This window comes from Herpetosiphon sp., from assembly GCF_003512625.1.
In the GTDB taxonomy this organism is placed as follows: domain Bacteria; phylum Chloroflexota; class Chloroflexia; order Chloroflexales; family Herpetosiphonaceae; genus Herpetosiphon; species Herpetosiphon aurantiacus.
The window spans coordinates 57,983-76,488 of sequence record NZ_DOPT01000045.1 but is presented as its reverse complement, the minus strand read 5'-3'; the positions used below and the strand labels follow the sequence as shown (position 1 = coordinate 76,488).

At 51.1% G+C, this 18,506-nt stretch carries 10 protein-coding genes; 1 reads left to right on the top strand and 9 read right to left on the bottom strand.

The window, feature by feature from the left end; genetic code table 11:
* Positions 1 to 143: 143 nt before the first annotated feature.
* Positions 144 to 8,258, top strand: a complete 8,115-nt coding sequence (locus DEF47_RS10450) for a malectin domain-containing carbohydrate-binding protein (RefSeq protein WP_287045121.1) — start codon at positions 144 to 146, stop codon at positions 8,256 to 8,258.
* Positions 8,259 to 8,310: 52 nt separating this feature from the next.
* On the opposite strand, the gene DEF47_RS10445 is transcribed toward DEF47_RS10450, so the two are convergent.
* From DEF47_RS10445 to DEF47_RS10405, 9 genes are all read right to left on the bottom strand, one after another.
* A complete protein-coding gene (locus DEF47_RS10445; protein ID WP_012188787.1) occupies positions 8,311 to 9,333 on the bottom strand; it encodes an ABC transporter ATP-binding protein in 1,023 nt (340 codons plus the stop codon).
* The gene (locus DEF47_RS10440; RefSeq protein WP_012188788.1) at positions 9,330 to 10,115 is read right to left on the bottom strand and encodes an ABC transporter permease; all 786 of its coding nucleotides are present in this window, start codon (positions 10,113 to 10,115) and stop codon (positions 9,330 to 9,332) included. The genes DEF47_RS10445 and DEF47_RS10440 overlap by 4 nt, the downstream gene beginning before the upstream one ends.
* Complete coding sequence (locus tag DEF47_RS10435) at positions 10,115 to 10,972, bottom strand: ABC transporter permease (protein WP_012188789.1); 858 nt, start codon at positions 10,970 to 10,972, stop codon at positions 10,115 to 10,117. The genes DEF47_RS10440 and DEF47_RS10435 overlap by 1 nt, the downstream gene beginning before the upstream one ends.
* 5 nt (positions 10,973 to 10,977) lie before the next feature.
* Positions 10,978 to 12,267 carry an ABC transporter substrate-binding protein gene (locus tag DEF47_RS10430; protein WP_012188790.1) on the bottom strand — a complete coding sequence of 430 codons (1,290 nt, stop codon included), beginning with the start codon at positions 12,265 to 12,267 and terminating at the stop codon, positions 10,978 to 10,980.
* Positions 12,268 to 12,287: 20 nt separating this feature from the next.
* The gene (locus DEF47_RS10425) at positions 12,288 to 12,998 is read right to left on the bottom strand and encodes a TVP38/TMEM64 family protein (protein ID WP_012188791.1); all 711 of its coding nucleotides are present in this window, start codon (positions 12,996 to 12,998) and stop codon (positions 12,288 to 12,290) included.
* A complete protein-coding gene (locus DEF47_RS10420; protein ID WP_012188792.1) occupies positions 12,988 to 13,617 on the bottom strand; it encodes a CDP-alcohol phosphatidyltransferase family protein in 630 nt (209 codons plus the stop codon). The genes DEF47_RS10425 and DEF47_RS10420 overlap by 11 nt, the downstream gene beginning before the upstream one ends.
* 343 nt (positions 13,618 to 13,960) lie before the next feature.
* Positions 13,961 to 15,055 carry a dTDP-glucose 4,6-dehydratase gene (gene rfbB / locus DEF47_RS10415; RefSeq protein ID WP_012188793.1) on the bottom strand — a complete coding sequence of 365 codons (1,095 nt, stop codon included), beginning with the start codon at positions 15,053 to 15,055 and terminating at the stop codon, positions 13,961 to 13,963.
* 149 nt (positions 15,056 to 15,204) lie between these two features.
* The gene (gene pdxR, locus DEF47_RS10410) at positions 15,205 to 16,641 is read right to left on the bottom strand and encodes a MocR-like pyridoxine biosynthesis transcription factor PdxR (RefSeq protein ID WP_012188794.1); all 1,437 of its coding nucleotides are present in this window, start codon (positions 16,639 to 16,641) and stop codon (positions 15,205 to 15,207) included.
* A 198-nt stretch (positions 16,642 to 16,839) separates the two neighbouring features.
* Positions 16,840 to 18,240, bottom strand: a complete 1,401-nt coding sequence (locus DEF47_RS10405; RefSeq protein WP_012188795.1) for a pyridoxal phosphate-dependent decarboxylase family protein — start codon at positions 18,238 to 18,240, stop codon at positions 16,840 to 16,842.
* Positions 18,241 to 18,506: the final 266 nt, after the last annotated feature.

Below are 18,506 nucleotides of genomic sequence, written 5' to 3'. Positions count from 1 at the left end.
ACTGATATACTGATCGATAACGATGTCCCGTAGCAAATGCTCTTTTTTTGATCGATCGCGATTGATGCGGTTTTTTGCGCGTTAAGCGTTGAAAGACCACCACTCGCTACGGGTCACAAGCTGTTCCAGGAGGGGTCATGACCATGAAGCGGTCTATTGTTCGTTGGTTGCATGGGGTGCTCGCAGCATTCTTGTTTAGCAACCTTTGGCTTGTGGGCGCACCACCAACCACGGTGGCGGCGGCGGTTCCGGCGGTAACTCGCCAGCCACTCACGCCAACTCAAGCTAAAGCCCTACTAGAGGCACCACGGGTAACCGATACCTTGCCGCTCAACGGCTCGACCTCGGTCAACCGTGATATTTTCATTGCAGCAAACGTGTATATTCCTAATGGCGGGCTTGACCCCCAGACCTTGACAGCAGCTTCTGTCAAATTGATTCGGGTGATTGATAGTTATGAAATCGCTGCCCGTCTAACCACCTCGGCAGCGGGCGATGTAATTATTCTCAATCCCAATGATTATCTCGACCCATTTACCCAATATCGTTTTCGGGTGAATGTTGGGGTAGCTTCAAACGATTTGCTACTTGATATTGCAGGTGAGCCGTTTGAAGCCTATGAATCGACCTTTACGACTGGGAGTGCTGGTGGCCCTGCGGCAACTGGCAACATTCGTTTTAACAAGGTTGCCACGGGCATTACCATGCCCAATGATTCTGGCTATACTTCGTTGGCAATTGGCCCTGATGGCAAGCTCTACGCTGCCACGGTCAAAGGCCAAATTGTGCGCTATACGATTAATGGCGATGGCACGCTGGATAGCGTTGGTAGCTTAACCATCCAAACGGTGCGTACCTATACTGGCACAACCCAAGATCGCATGATCATTGGTTTGGTCTTTGATCCAGCCTCAACCCCATCTAACCCAATTTTGTGGATTACCCACAGCCCCTATGCGTTGAGTGGTGGCCCTGATTGGAGCGGCAAGCTCACGCGCTTGAGTGGCGCAAATCTAACCACTGCCCAAGATTATTTGATTGGCATGCCACGTTCATCACGCGATCACCTTTCAAATAGTTTGGTGTTTGGGCCTGATGGTGCATTGTATATGACCGTGGGTAGCAATAGCGCCATGGGGCATATTGATAATGGCTGGAACTTGCGGCCAGAGCATAAACTAGGCGCTGCGGTTCTGCGGATCAATCAAACGGCCTTGGCCAGCGGCTCGTTACCATTGAATGTACAAACTGAAGATGGTGGCACGTATGACCCATTTGCCGCAAATGTGCCTGTGACGATCTATGCCTCGGGTGTACGTAATGCTTACGACTTGATTTGGCACACGAATGGCGAATTGTATACGGCAACCAATGGCTCGGCTGCTGGTGGCAATACCCCACCAACCCCCAGCAATTTGTCAAACTATGCTCCATGTCAAAACCGGATTGACGTAGCGACCAATGGAGCCTATGTTGGCCCTGATGTGCCAAAGTTAGCCTCAAGCTCGAATACCCGCATTCCTGATCAATCCGATTTTCTCTATCGGGTTGCTCAAGGCGGCTATTATGGACATCCTAACCCGCAACGTTGTGAGTGGGTGTTGAATGGCGGTAACCCAAGCTCAGCCGTCGATCCTGCTGAAGTTGCGCCAGGTGGTAGCAATGTTGGCTATCCAGTTGGCACTCAATCCGACCGCAACTATCGCGGCTTCTCATGGGACTTCGGCTTACACAAATCGCCTAACGGCACGATTGAATATAAATCAAATACCTTCAACGGCGCACTCAAAGGCAAGTTGATTGTTACGCGCTACAGCGGTAGCAAAGACTTGGTTGTGCTGACGATCGGTGCTAACAAAGAAATTATCAGCGAACAAGGTGGCCTACCTGGGATGAAAGATTTCTCAGGGCCGCTTGATGTGATTGAAAATACTGCCAACGGCAACTTATATGTTTCCGACTATTTGGCCGAAAAAATTTATTTGCTCACACCTGATATTCAGCCCGAACCACGGATTGATATCAAGCCAGCTCGCCGCGTGTTCAATTTGGCACGGCCAACCAGTGGCTCACTCGATTCAACCACGCAAACCTTTGTGATTAGCAATACTGGTCAAGCCAATTTGAGCGTGACTGGGGTGCAATTAATTGGGCCTGAAGCTGGTTCGTTTGTGATTACCAACTTGCCAAGCTTCCCCCAAACGTTAATCCCAAGTGCAACCTTGAGCTTGAATGTGGTGATGCGAGCTAATGCAGCCACAAGTTTGGGCACCAAAGGCGCAATTATCCAAATTCAAAGCAACGACCCGATTAATCCCAAGATTGACGGAGCGCTGCGTGGTTTGGTCTATGCCAATGGCACAGAGCCATCATTGCAATGGATTCTCGATACCTATGAGTTTCCAATGAATGTTGGCGATGATGATCCATCCACAACTCCCATCCACAGCGCTAATGGGACATCGTTGGTGCTTGGCCAAGAAATTGTGGCCGATTTCTTCACCCGCGCTACAACCTCGCCAATTACCTTGGAACCATTGGCAGTCTTTGCGCCAAGTGGCCCGGCTAGCACCGCCTTGACCTTGGGTTGGTATCCAGTCAAGAGTGCTGGAGCCAATCGTACAAGTATCTTCTCGGTGCTAAATACTAGTGCTCAGCGCTTGAATCCAAGCATCAATGGCAGCTTGACCCTCGATCCGGGCTATGAATTCTTCGATTTCTATACTCAATGGCCAGCCCATGCTAATCGTTTGGTCTATGGTCAAGATAGCCTAAATACCTTTGATGTGGCTAACCCTCACCATATGCGGGTTTATCCACTCAAAACTACTAATGATTCAACGGTTACGAATGCCTATGTGGTGGTCTTTGAGGAGGCAACCGCTGGCTTAGAATATCAAGATTTGGTCTTTATTGTGCGTAATGTGAGGCCAGTCCGCTTGCCAAGCATGAGCACGCCAATTCAAGTTAATTTTCAAAGTGCCTCGACCGCTGTGCCAGTTGGCTACATGCGCGATTGGGGTCAAGCCTTTGGCAATCGGAACGAAAAAGATCAAGGCGATGGCTCGTTGTATTACGGTTGGGTCAATCCCAACACGATCACCCCGATTCTGCTTGATACCAATGGCCGCTATCGCTTTGTTGCCAACATCGACAAACGTTATGATTCGTTGATGCATATGCGAGCCAACGATCTTTCTGGTGGCTTTGGTGGGGTCAAAGAACCTGGCTCATGGGAAATTGCCGTGCCAAACGGGATTTACTCGGTCACGGTTGCAGTTGGTGATCCCCAAACCCAGCAAGTGCCAGAGTTTGATCGGCATACGATCAACGTCGAAGGCGTAAATGCGATTAATAACTTTGCCTCATCAGGGGCGACTGGTGCACCAACCCGCCACTCAACTCAAACGGTAGTGGCTACGGTTACTGATAATCGTTTGACCATCGACGCTAACGGTGGGATCAACACCAAGATCAACTTTGTGACGATCACTCCTTATGTGGAGCCACCAACCCCAACTCCAACTCATACGCCAACCAACACACCAACGGCAACTAACACGCCGACGGTGACGAATACACCAACATCAACCAGCACGGCGACGGCAACCAACACCGCCACGCCATCGACCACGCCAGTGCCAACCACGCCAGTGCCAACCACGCCTGGTACTACCCAACCAACCAATACCTTTACGCCAAGCCCAACTGTTGGCCCAAGCGTAACACCAGGTACGCCAACGGCCACGGTTACCCCAACGATTACGGTCACGCCTGGTACTCCAACCGTGACGGTGACTCCAACGGTGACTGTGCCGCCAGCAACCAATCGTTTCTATATCCCAATGGTGATTTTGGGTGGGCCACAGGGTGGCTCTGGTGGTGTAACCTTTGGTTTCAAAGGTATGTATCGGCCAGCAAGTGACGGTGCTGTCAGTACCCGTCAGTATAATGACCAAAACTTTAGCTCAGCTATCGAAAGCGCCGTGCGTCAGCTCCAAACGATGATGACGCTGCAAGTGCTAGCTGGAGCATGTTTTGGCGCTGGTCAGCTGGAAATCGAAAATGTTGAATCGCATAACGTGCCGTACAACGATTGGTTGATGTTTAGCAAGATTCAAAATCCAGCTGCTCGCAGTGGCACACGCAACTACTTCCGCAATACAGGAGTGGTGCGGGTGCGTAATACTGGCACTGGCCCGTTGATTCTGAGCAGCATGACCATTACTGGCTCATGGACGTTGAGCGGCACGTTGAGCTTGCCAACGATTTTGCAGCCAAATACTTTCCGCGATATTCGCTTGGATTTCACGCCACCAAATGACCCACGTAGCAACCCACCAGGGATTGCCTATTCGGGTCAAATGTTGCTGAAAACCAATGATGCGGCTGAGCCGAATAAAATTATTGAGCTTCGTGGCTGGTGGCAAGCCCAAAACGAGGGCGACGACGAACCAAACATCCAGCAAATTATGGATTTCTTTGGTTACGACATGCGAATCGTCTATCCAGGTCAATCGTGGAATGCTGATTCAGGGGCATTGACCCAAATTGGCGAAGAAGTGATTTCACCTTACTGGACGCGCTTCGATTCGAGCAAACCAGTGCGGGTGGTGCAATTGGCTGGCTTACACCAGTGCTGTACCACCAGCACCGCCAGCGATATTGCTTGGGCGGCCAAAGGCAGCACGACCCTGCAAGAATCCAGCACCCACCATCCATCCGATGGCCAAACCTATTTGCCACGCTTGTATGATGGCAGTGATTTGTTTGATATTAATTTTAACCCAACTGGGACGTTCCAATTTATTATCTCGCAAACCGCTTGGGGTGATCCTCAATACAACAATCCAGTTGGCAAGCACTATTTGCGAGCTTGGCCATTGCGCGATCGCAACGGGGCTTTGGTTCCCAATAGTTATGTGCTCTCGATGGACTTCAACGGGATCAACTACGACTACAACGATAATGTTTATATTGTGAATAACATTCGACCTGAGTTTGTCGAAGTTGATGATTCAACTGTGGCGGCAATGCCAGGTACACCAAGCCTGAACTTGGAGTTCAATCAAAATTATCCCAATACCTTGATTGATAACACCAGCGTTGGCACGGGCTTCCCAATCAACCAACGCAATAAAAACGATAACAAGCAGATCAGCGTTGGATCGTCATATGACCCAACCCTCTTGACGATGAACACGACAGGAGCCGGCACGCTGACCTTGGTTTCGCCTGCGGGCACGCAGGATGGCACAACCAATACCCAAGTTAATGCCTTGCAACTGCCATTCAACGCGCAAGCCTCGCGCTTTGCAATTACCACGCGGATCAATGGCAGTGTGGTGGGCTTTACCAGTGCCAATCGTCAATCAGGCATCTTCTGGGGCATGGAACAAGATAATTATCTGAAATTGATGATTAGCTCGGCCAGCACCCAACCAGTGATTGTCTTTACCAACGAAACGAATGGCACGAGCGCAACCGTGGCAACCAGCCCAGCGATTGCTAGCCCCGCCAATGTTGTGGCAACCGAATTGCGCTTGAGTGGCGATCCCAAAACTGGGATTGCGACCGCTGCCTATCGGATTATCACGGCAGCTAATCCAAACCCAAGCTTTACGACGCTGGGCCAAGTGACGCTGGCCGGTGGCCGCTATCAACGTTTCTTTGATCGCAAGGTTAATGCGGGGATTGTAACCACTCACAAAACCGATACAACCTTCAACACGGTTTTCGATAAATTTGTGATTGGCCTTGACGAAACCACCGCCGCGCGGCCAGTCTTGGCGCGGGTTGATGTTGGTAGCGCCAATAGCTTCACTGATAGTGCCAGCAACGTTTGGCAGGGCGATACTGGTTTATTTGAGCCTAGCAACGCAGCTGCTGAAGGCACGGGCACGCCAGCAATCGACAATACCCTCGATGACACGCTCTATCAAACCTATCGTGGCAATGTTGGTAATGCCACTCGCACGATTACCTACAACTTGAGCGTGCCTGCCACGGTGCAAAAAGTTGATGTGCGCTTGCACTTTGCCGAACTCTTCTGGGGTGCGCCTGGTGGTGGGGCTGCTGGCCCAGGCAAACGGGTGTTTGATGTTCGCGCTGAAGGCGAAACTATCCTCGATAACTTCGATATCACTGGCTCGGTTGGGGCTGCTCGCGCTGCCGTGATTGTGCCAATCGATGGGATTACAGTCGTCGATGGTCAATTGCAACTGGCTTTTGATGCTGAAATGGATTTTGCTTCAATCTCAGCAATTGAGGTCTTTGCCAGCACGGTTAATGGCAATGTACCACCAACCGCCAATGCTGGAGCTGATCAGCAAGTCGCTGTGAATGCTAGCGTGAATTTGGCTGGCATAAGCAGCGATTATGAGAACACTACGCTGACTGGGGCTTGGACTCAGCTTGAAGGCACAGCCGTAAGCCTGTCGGGTAGCGGCAACAACCGTAGTTTTACTGCTCCGGCTAGCGCTAGTACCTTGGTTTTCCGTTTTACTGCAACCGATGCTGGCGGCGCAAGCACCAGTGACACCGTGACGATTTTAGTTGGCGATAAGCCAATCGAACAAGTCGTGGCGGTCTCGAACGGTCCATCATCACCCAACGATGCAATTACCTTCCAAGCGGTGGTGGCTTGTGGTAGCAACGTCAACTTTGCTTGGAACTTTGGCGATGGCACTCCAGTGGTCAACGAAAGCACTGGCAAGGTGCGCCACGCTTTTGCAACCAAAGGAACCTACAACGTAACTGTTACTGCTAGCAATGGCTCAAGCAGCGTTGCAACCTCGTTGCAAGTGCAAGTCTTGCCATTGTTGACCCGCTTCAATGCTGGTGGGTTTAGCAGTGTAACCACGCCTGATGCTGTGCGCTGGGCTGCCGATAGCTACTCGCAAAACGGTAGCACCTCGAACCCAGGTAGTTTGGGCGATGTCGCCAATACTGATAATGACGTGTTGTATTACGATGATCGCTTTGCCACGGGCGCAACTACTGCAACCTTGGATTATGCGATTCCCGTGCCAACCAGTGGCCAATACACCGTGCGCTTGCACTTTGCCGAAATTTTCTTTGGCGTGACGAGCGGCGTGGCTGGCGGCACTGGCAAACGGGTCTTCGATGTTAATCTCGAAGGAACTCGCGTACTCAACGACTACGACCCAACTCTTGCAGTTGGCGCTAAAGCTGCTGATACGCGCTTGTTCACGGTCAACGTGACCGATGGGGTGTTGAATATCAAGTTTGCACCTGAAGCCAGCCGCCCAACCGTGAGCGCAATCGAGGTCTTTGGGGCGCAAAACATGACCTTTGCTACTCCAACCGCCTTGCCATCGCCAACCAATACCCCAATTGGCACCTTCACGCCAACGCCTGAAGGTACCTTCTTCTTGAAGGTCAACTTCCAGCCCAACGATGCTGGTGCTGTGCCCAATGGCTATGTCAAGGATTATGGCCAAGGCTATGGCTTGCGCGTCGATCCAGGCCAAGGCTCTGGTTTAACCTATGGCTGGGTTGATAGTGCTGGCCAGCCCAAGAGCTTGATCGCTGATCCACGTCGCCGCAATTTCAATAGCGATATCCGCTTGGATACCTTGATGCACATGCAATTGACGACTGGTGGCGGTAAGTGGGAAGCCTCGATTCCAAACGGGGTCTACGATGTAACCGTGGCGGTCGGCGATGCTCAAGCTGGTGGTTCGGCAATGTCGCACAACGTTACAATTGAAGGTGTTGTGGCGATCAACCAATTCGTGCCGCCAGCCAATGCCTCGAATGGCGCGGCCAGCTTGCATCAAACCAACACCGTGCGGGTCACGGTTAGCGACGGCAAATTGACGGTTGATCCGGTTGGCGGCACTAATACTAAGATTAACTACTTAGATATTAATTGGTTTGGTTCATTGGCAACCGCTACGCCAACCAATACGGCCACGGCCACGGCTACCAATACACCAACCAATACGGCTACGGCGACGGCAACTGATACGCCAACCAATACGGCTACGGCGACAGCAACCGAAACGCCAACTAATACACCAACCAACACCAATACGCCAACGCCAAGCAACACGCCAACCAATACGGCGACCTTGGAGCCAGGTATTACGCCAACGATTACCAATACGCCAACGATTACGCCAACGCCAACTGAAACAGCTACACCAACCGCGACTGCTTCGGTTACGCCAACCGCAACGACTGGCACAGCAACCTATGTGGTCTTCTTGCCCTACACAGCGAAAGGCAACTAATCACTGAGGTTCTGCATCCGGTGGCGTGTTATGCTCCGCCGGATGTTTTTGTTTAATCGTTGAGCGCAAATATCGATTGCTGAGGGAAATGGAGATACACCGTTTGGCCAATTTCGCGGATTGCTTGGACTGTTTCTCGTGCCACAACGATTTGCTCGTTGGTTTGCAAGCGATATTCCCAGCGTTCGCCAAGGTAGCGCCGCTCGATAATCTGGGCTGCAATGGTTTGAGGTTGCGGCTGATCGTTAATCTGAATATGTTCAGGCCGAATCGCGACATGCCGAGTATTTGGGGCGAAGTTACCGTTAAATTGACCAAGGCTGCTGCAAAACGTTGGGCCTTGCATGTGCCCCACAATAATTGCCCCAACCCCCACGAATTGGGCGGCGGCGCGGTTGGGTGGTCGCTCGAATAGTTCGATCGAGTTCAAATCGGCAATAATTTCACCATTGATCAATAAGGCTGTGCGTTGCGCCAACGCCAAGGCCTCGCTCAAATCGTGAGTCACGATGATGGTGGTCATATGTAATTCGCGATGCAGCCGCGCAATCACGCCTTGCAAATTAACTCGAATTTCAGGATCAAGGCTGCTCAATGGTTCGTCGAGCAACAATACTTTGGGCTGAACTGCCAAAGCTCGCGCAAGTGCCACGCGCTGTTGCTGCCCGCCTGAAAGTTGCTGCGGCTTACGTTGCTGCATGCCGCCCAACTCAACTAATTCTAAAAGTTCAGCCACTTTTTGTTGAATTAACTTTTTGGGTTCTTTGCGGGCCTTCAAGCCAAAGCCAATGTTTTCGGCTACCGAGAGAAACGGAAATAAATAGGGCTGTTGAAACAGTAAAACAATCTCACGTTGATGGGCCGGCACAGGATTAAGCAAACGCTCCGCCAGCCGCATCTCGCCAGCATCGGCTGCTTCAATGCCTGCCAATAGTTTTAGAATCGTCGATTTGCCTGAGCCAGAAGGCCCAAGCAAGGCCAAAAATTCACCTTGGTTTAAATTTAAATTGATATTTTGGAGAATGGTCTGCTGAGCATACGATTTAGTTAATTGATCAAGTTGCAAATAACTCATGGCCGTGGCGTTGCTCCTGTTGCTGGCGAACCCAAGTAGCGAGCCACCAAGCCGAGCAACAGCAAGAGCGGCGCAATAAAAATCAGGCTTAAACTGGCGATCAGGCTATAGTTGCCGCCGCTGGCTGCCGAAAATAACAGCATTGGCAGGGTGATAATCTTGCCGCCGCCGATTAGCAAACTCAGCACATATTGGCTCCACGAAATCAAAAATGCCAATACACCAGCCACCACCAAACTTGGCAAGAGCAAAGGCAGGCTGACTCGCCAAAATACCAGCCAGGGGCTAGCGCCCAAAACCGCTGCTTGATGTTCATAATTGCGATCATAATGGGCCAAACTACTGCCCAAGGTCAGCACCACATACGGCAAAACTGGGATCAAATGCACCAACATCACCCCAAATAGCGTGCCAGCCAAGTCCAGCCGCAAAAATACAATGTTCAAGCCGATGCCTGTAGCAACGCTGGGCACGACCGTCGGCAGAAAAAACAAGCCATAGATCAGGCCACGCCCGCGAAATTGCTGCAATTCCAACACGCGTGCCGCTGGATAGCCTAGCAGTAGCGCTAAACCACTCACGCCTGTCGCGACGACCAAGCTTTGTTCAAACCCACGCCGTACCTGTGGATCGCGCAATTGCCGCAGAAATAGCTCGCTATCCCAGCGTTCGGGCCATAGCGCCGGAAAAAACCAGCCTTGGGCAAAGGCATACACCAAAAAAATTGCGATTGGCACAATTAATAGGAACGCTAAAAGCAACACCAGTTTGCGATAACTCATCAGCGCTGCTCCCGCCAACGCCAAGCCAAGCCCACCACTGCCAGAATAATTAAACTCATCAGCATGCTTACGGCCATACCCTCAGCTCGCGCTTGCAAATCGGGATTGAGAAATAGCTCCAAAGCCATTGTTGCCAGCATTTCAGGGTAGCGCACCCCAACCAAGGCTGGCACTTCGTAAGCTCCAAAAATAAAACTAAACACCAAGAAGCTCCCGCTGATCAGGCTCGGAGCCAAGAGTGGCCAAAGCACTAAGCGCAAACGCTGCCAACGATTGGCCCCCAAACTTTGAGCCACCAACAGATAAGCTCGCCCTTGTTGACGTAAGGTTGCCAAACCGATCAGCAGCAAAAATGGCACTTCCTTGGTGATATATGCCAGAATAATCCCGATGCCCCAGCGATCGCGCACCAGCACCGGAAAATCCTTGGGCTGGTCGAGCCAACCAACGGCAAAGCCGATGCGAGCCAAGATGCCACTTTGGCTCAGCATTAACAACAAGGCCATAGCCCAAACGCTATGCGGAATCGCCAAGTGCAAATTGCTAACAATGCTTAGCCCGCGATAGTGCTGTTGGCGCTCGGCGATACTGCTGAGCAGTCCCAAGCAAATGCATGCCGAGCCAAACGTGGCGGCACAACTGACCCACAACGAAAAAAGCAGGGCTGACCACCATTGGCCGCCAAGCTGTTGGCCGACCAAAACATTGCGATAGGCCGCCAAACTTAGCTCGCGTTGATCTAAAAATGGTAGCCAACCAAGGCTCTGGGCGATGCCATAGCCAAGGCTACTACCAAATAAACCAAGCATAATGATGCTTGCTGGCGCTAATCCAAGCCAGCTGCGCCATTTAGCCATTGCAACTACTTACGCAACACATTGGCATCCCAGCCCTGTTCGATCAAGCTTTGATATTCAGCGGCAATATCGCTGCGCAACGATTTTGCCAAATCGCTGGCAGGCGTTGCTGGGTCGCCCAGTTGTTGGGCGGCACTCGCCAATTTAGCTGCCAAAGCTGGATCACTGACCTTGGTTGGGTCGATGCCATAGCCCAAGCCAAAGCCATTTTCTGGCAAAATTTGGGCTGCTTGTAGTTGAGGGTCGAGAATCAAATTGGCTAATACCAAAGCTGCCGCTGGATTTGGTGCGGTGCTGGGGATGGCGACATAGTTGAAATCGCCGATCATATTATCATCGAATACAAATGCTCGCGCACTCGCTGGCACTAAATTTTCCTTGATCAACGAGCCAGCTCCGGCGATCGCTTGGGTGATTGAAAAATCAACTTCGCCATTGGCAAACAAGCTATGTAATTCGTTCTCGGTTTTGGGGTAGGTGCTGCCTTCGCGCCACAAACAGCCTTCTAAATCATTGAAATATTCCCACAACTTGGGCGACCATTGATCCCATAATTGCTGATTGAAGGCTCCGAGCCATTGTTCAGCGCCGCCGCTGATCTCAAATAAGGCTTGTTTAACAAAGCGGGTGCCTTGAAATGCGCCTGGCCCAGGTGCGATATAGCTGACTTTGCCCGGATTGGCGCAGGCATACTCCTTGAGCGCAGCATACGAACGGGGCAAATCGCTGGCTTGAAGTTTAGCCGAATCGTAAATCAACTGAAATTGGGCCGATGACCATGGGCTTTCGAGGCTTTCGACTGGCTCGCCAAAATCAAGATTAACCGCTGGATTGTTCCAGTTGACATATTGGCTGTTGGGCAGGCTTTGGCCCCAATCGCCGCGTAAGAGTTTGGCTTGTTTCAACGAAGCAAAATTCTCGCCATTGATCCAAATCAAATCGACAGCACCGCTGGTTTTGCCTGCCTCTTTTTCGCTGAGCAACTGATTGACCACATCGACAGTATCAGCGACTGGCACGCGATTGAGCGTAATATTGTAGCGTTCTTTGAGCGCTTTGCCATAAAATTCATCAACAAAACGATTGATGCTATCCGAGCCACCCCACATATACCAATTGACCGTTTGGCCGTTGGCGGCTTGCTCAATACTGGTCCAATTGCTCAGATCAAGGCTGGTGCTGCTGGGAGCACTGGTTGGCGTAGCCGTATTGCTACCACAACTGGCGATAATCAGGCTCAGAAGGCCAATTAACAAACCCAAATTCCAAATCCGTTTGCGTGCTGTTGCTTGCATAAGTGTGTGTTTACCCTCGGCTAGGCCGCTGGTTTAGCGGCTTCACGGCGCTTAAGCCAGCGCGAAATCGCGATACTGATGATAAAAATAACGATCGAGCCAGCAAAGGCCCATGGATTGAACGAAAACTCAGCTTTGGCAAAATCGCCCTCGAACGATGCCCCAAACAGCACAAAGGTTAGCGTGCCAGGAAACGATCCAAGCATGGTTGCCAACAAAAATTGCTTCCAGTTGATCCGTAAAATACCCGCCAGATAATTTACTAAATCGTAGGGCAAAAAGATCAAGCGCATCAACATAATTGTTTCAAAGCTGTTGCGGCGTAAACGCTCGATATAGCCATTTACGAGGCCGGTTTGATTTTGGTTTTGTTCGGGCTGGCCGAAAAACCGCCCAATCGTATAGGCCACCAGCGCCGAGCCATTGGCCCCAATCACGGTGTAAATCAAACCCCAAACACTGCCAAAGACACTGCCGCCAGCAAGCGTCAAAAATGTCGCTGGGAAGAAAATCAACGGGCGCAATAGGTACACGCCAATATAAATCAATACACCCACATCGCTTTTGAGCAGCTCGATTAATTGACCAACTGCCGCCGCTGGTGAAAGCTGATTGCGCCATGAATACCAGAGATAGCCGCCCACCAGCAACACCCAAAACCCCGCAGCGAGCAATTTTTGCCAATGGCGTTGCCAAAACGATTTGGTCGATGTTGATGTGCTAGTGGTCATGGCGTGGTTCCTCGCGAAGATAGCGTTTGGCCCAAAGCAAGCGCTGGCCAATCGTAACGACAACTAAGGCCGTCATCAGCTGAAATAAGCGGCTCAGGTGGTTGGGGAGCGCAATAAACAAACTGAAGAACAATACTGTTTCAGTGCCTTCGATCAAGCCACTGGGCATGGCAATGCTGGTCATGGCGGCTTGGGCTTTAGCGCCTTGTTGGCGTTTTTCTAAAATTGCTGCCAAATAGGCCCACGAAATTGCATTGACATAAAAGCTGCTGATCAGGCCAACAGCGGCCAAGGCGTTGCCAAGCGTTGGTTGTCCCGCCACCAAGCCAATTGGTAGCAACGCATAAATAATCACATCAAGCAGAATATCGATGTAGCCACCTAAATCGCTTTGCTGGTTGCTCAGCCGCGCCACTGTGCCATCAAGCCCATCGAGTAGCCGATTGAGTAGCCAACAGCCAAAGCTGACCCAATACGCTTGTTGCCAAGCGCAGATTGCTGCTGCTAAGCCGCAACCAAAGGCTGCCAAAGTGATAGTAGTTGGGTGTACACGCTGGAGCCGTTGGGCGATTGGGGCTAATAATTGCTCTTTGGGTTGGCGTAAAAACTGATCGACCATCGCCTATAGCTCCTTGTAACGATCGAAGCTATCGTAGCTTAAAGATTGAGGCTAAATTCTTAACAGTTGATGATCTATCGATTGCATGCCCTTACCCACGGCGAATGGATGACGAGTGATGGCTTGGTCACTTGCATAGTTTGCGTTCCCTCACCCCCGACCCCTCTCCCACTGCGGTGAGCGAGGGGAGTTCTAATGGTCATGACTGGTGGGTTCCCCCTCGCTCGCTCGGCGGGAGAGGGGGCTAGGGGTGAGGGTATGCTAATCAACGTTGAATTCCATCTAGCCATTGTTAATAACCGACCCTTCAAAGAGAGGGGTTGGGGGTGAGGACATGCCCTAATTAGGATTGATGCTCAGCTTGCCAGTTTTCGCGCACAGCAACGACTTGCTCTTGGTTGGCGCGGACATCGCTGGTACGATCGTTCAAGCTTGCCAGCCATGCTTGACCTTCGGGCGATGTGTACCATTGCACGGTTTCTAAAAAGCCTTGTTGGAACGAATAACGTGGCTGCCAGCCCAACTCACGCTTGATTTTGCTCAAATCCATGGCATAACGGCGGTCGTGGCCTGGGCGATCAGCCACAAATTCGACGCTATTTTCAATTGTCAACGTGCGATCTAAATATTCGCTCATAATATCGAGCATGGTTTCGACCAAGTGATAGTTGGAAAGCTCGGCCTCGCCGCCAATCCCATAGGTTTCACCAATCCGACCTTTTTGAATCACCAAAGCAATCGCTTCACAGTGATCTTGCACATGCAACCAATCGCGGATGTTACGGCCTGGAATGCCCTCGGCATCAGTATAGAGCTTCACTTTTTGGCCGGCCAGTAACAAGGCAATTGAACGGGGAATCAGCTTTTCAGGAGTTTGGAATGGGCCATAATTGTTGGTGCAGTTGGTGATGGTGATTGGGTATTTGTGGGTGTGGGCAAAGGCTCGCACCACATGATCCGAGGCTGCTTTGCTGACCGCATAAGGGCTGCTGGGATTATAGGGATAGGTTTCGTGGAATTTTTGCGGATCATCAAAGTCTAAATCGCCAAACACTTCATCGGTCGAAACATGGTGAAAATGCCCAACTCCAGCCTCGCGGGAAGCTCGTAGTAAGCTGGCAGTACCTTCGATATTCGAGCGATAAAATTGACGCTCCATTTCAAACTCACCCAACGAGCGATCAACGTGGGTTTCGGCGGCAAAGTGTACTACCAAATTGACCCCCGCCAATACCTTGAGCATGGTTGGGTAATCGCAAATATCAGCCTGCACAAATTGGCAATTGGCGCGTTCGTGGTAGCCTGCCAAATTACTCAGATGGCCAGCATAGGTCAAGGCATCAATCACCACAACCTCATCAGCAGGATTTGTATCCATCCAATATCGCACAAAGTTGGAGCCAATAAAGCCTGCCCCGCCGGTAACTGCAATGCGCATAAAAACCTTGGAACCTTTCTATCATTGGAATGCCTGAATTGTCGTCAATAGTCGCTGCATTGTGGATGATAGCGGGGTAGTTGTCAACTAATGAGTGCGCAGTTGCTAGGGGTCTCGAATCAGCCTATATTGGATTAGGAATCGGGCTATTAAAAGCAACTGCCGAGCAACCGCACGGCGTGGGTCAATACGTCCTCAGGGTAACGGGCAAAACACAGTCGAATAGCATTATGCGTTTGATTGGCCTGATTAAGGTAAAAAGCTTGGCCCGGAAAAATCACTATGCCACGCTGTAAGGCGCGTTGAAACAAGCGCATGATCGACTGATCGGCTGGCAAATGCAGCCAGCTATAAAACCCACCATCGGCGATTGTCGCATGAACTTCGGTTGGTAAATAGCATTGAATTGCCTCAAGCAGGGCATCGCGGCGTTGTTGGTAGATGCTGGTAACCCATGCCAATTGTTCGTGATATTCGCCAGCATGCAGATATTCGGCCAGAATTTGTTGGCTAAACGATTCGTTGCTACCGCTGGTAATGGTTTTCAAGCTGACAAGTTGTTGCTGAAGCAGACCATTAGCGACAATAAAGCCAATGCGTAGGCCAGGCATCAACGATTTAGAATATGAGCCAATGTAAATCACATTCGGATCAAAGGCCCGCAGGGCTGGCTGACTTGGGCCAGTTAGACCTAAATCGCTATAGGTGGCATCTTCAATGATTGGAATGGCCTGCTGATTGGCCCAATTTAACAATTGATAGCGTTGGTCGCTGGCCCAGCGCATGCCTGTTGGATTATGATAATCGGGCACAACTAAAATAAAGCGTGGATGGCTTGAGCCCGTGCGTAAAGCCGCATTTAAACTTGCCCAATCTGGCCCATTATGGGTAACTGCAAAGCCATTGAGCCGAATGCCCGCTTGTTGCAAATTAAGCAACGTTGTATGAAACGAGGGTTCTTCGATCAAACCGCTATCGCCTGTTACTGCCAGCGCTTGAGTTACCAAATTAATCGCTTCGTTCGCGCCGTTGGTGATAATCAATTGTTCAGCACTAGTTTGAATGCCATGGCGGGCGAGATCATTGGCAATCGCTTGACGTAATGGATAAAAGCCTTGGGGATGAGTGTAATTCCAAGCAGTTTGCGGGTTGCGGCGGGCGATCCGCTGTTGCAATTGGCCGAAGCGTTGGCTCGGAAACATATCTGGAGCGGGCACACCCAAGGCCAGCGAAATCATCCCCTCGGCATGATTTAAACGCCACAACTCAGCAATTAGCTGATCGTTGGCCAGCACAGGTGTGGTTAATGCTTGTGGTTTGGGTGCTTGGAGTGCTTGATCAAACAGACCTGAGCAAATATAACTGCCGCTGCCGTGCAGCGTTTGAATGATGCCGCGTGCTCGGAGTTCATCGAATGCAGTAACCACTGTTGAACGATGCAGATTTAGTTGCTCGGCCAATTGACGCGATGATGGCAGGCGTTGATCGGCTTGCAACTGACCAGCCCGCGCCAACGCCGTAATATGGTCGGCAATTTGCAAATACAACGGGCGAGTTAAGTTGGGGTTGAGCGGAATTGCCAGCATTCAAAATCCTTTTTTGATCCACGAAGTTCACGAAGTTCACGAAGGACGGAACCACGAAGGACGCGAAGAACGCGAAGGTTGTTTTGGCCACAGATTGGCACAGATTTGGAGGATTATATTCCTGTGATCAATGGCCAACAGCCTGATCCCCAACCCCCGCCAACCGATCCCCAACTTCTATGCTCTATGTTCTATGCTCTATGCTCTATGTTCTATGGCGACTCGCTCCATTGCCTGCCAAGCCAGCCCAACATCGGCGGTGGTGGTGCGCCAATTTGAGAAGGCCGCGCGAATCGCTGGTTGTCCAGCATAGACAGTCGCGGTCATAAAAACTGCTCCGCTAGCCCGTACTGCATCAAGATAAGCCTGAATTGTAGTGCTATCAGGATTGCCCGCCAAAGTGAAACAAACGACGTTCATGCGCACAGGCGCGACCAAGCGAAACAACGGTGAATCGCTGATATGGCTAGCCAGCAGTTGGGCTAAATCGCAATCGCGCTCAACCATTTCTTGATAGCCAGCCGAGCCATAGGCCATAAGCGTGAACCATGCTGGCAGTGCTCGCCAACGGCGTGAATTTTCGGGCGTGCGATGAAAAAAGCCTGGATTCTCGCCAATTGGGCTGAGGTAGGCCGCGCTATTATGAAACACCTCAACTTGCAAGGCACTATGGCGGGTGAATTGCATAGCTGAATCATACGGCACATTGAGCCATTTGTGGGCATCAATCGTCAGCGAATCGGCTTGTTCAAGCCCATGCACTAAATGAGCAAAGCGCGGCGAACAGGCGGCAAAACCACCAAAAGCCGCATCAACATGCAACCAGAAATTGAATTCCTGCTTGAGCGCGGCAATTGCCATAAGATCGTCAAAATCGACACTATTGACCGTGCCTGCATTGGCAACAACGATCGCAGGTTGGTTCGCTGACAAGGCTTGAAGTGCTTGACGTAATGCTGCGATGTCAACCGCCTCGCGTTCGGGCTGTAAGGCGATTGTTTGCAGCTGTTGACGACCCATGCCCAACATTGACATGGCCTTGTAAATGCTTGAGTGCGGTGCTCCGCTCAAAACTGGAATTGGCGCAAGCCCATATAAACCCATGCGGGCAACATCATGGTTGAGTTGTTGAGCCGCCCATTGCCGCCCAATCGCCAAGCCGACAAAATTGGCCATCGTTGCCCCAGAAACGAATGCGCCGCTAAAGCTTGTGGGCAAGCCAAAGAGTTCGCGCAACATGCTGATGGCTTCGTTTTCAACCCGAATCGCGGCGGTTTCGGTTGTGCCACTTGGATTCTGATCGAAGGTGCTGACCAGCCAATCGCCTGCCAGTGCTGCCGGAGTTGCGCCGCCAGTGACGAAGCCCCAATAGCGCGGACCAGTGCTACCAGTTAATGTATCGCTGTAGCGGGCCAAAAAATGCTCAAGCGTTTGTTCGGCTCCTAATCCAGCGCTTGGTAATTGGCTTGGTTGGTGGCTTTGCGGCGCAACTCCAACCGGACGCTGTGGCAAATCGTGGAGAAATTGTTTGGCTGTGGCAAGGGTCTGCGCTAAAATGTGGTCGATTTGAGCGGCATCGTGGGCTAAAACTGGATGCATTGGGCTACCTCAATTAATTCAGAACTAGCTTGAGCATAGAAAACTCAAGTGGCTTGGTTAAGCACCACTTTTGAGCATTTAACCCGACCAATTATGATCCACAAAGAGCACGAAGGACACGAAGAACGGAACCGCGAAGCGCACGAAGAACGCGAAGGATGATGAATTCTCAGTGTTATTAGCCTTCAGCCTTCATCCCTCAGCCTTCATCCTTCATCCTTATCAACGCTCTGTGCCTCTGGGTTAAAATCAGATCCCCAGTCCCC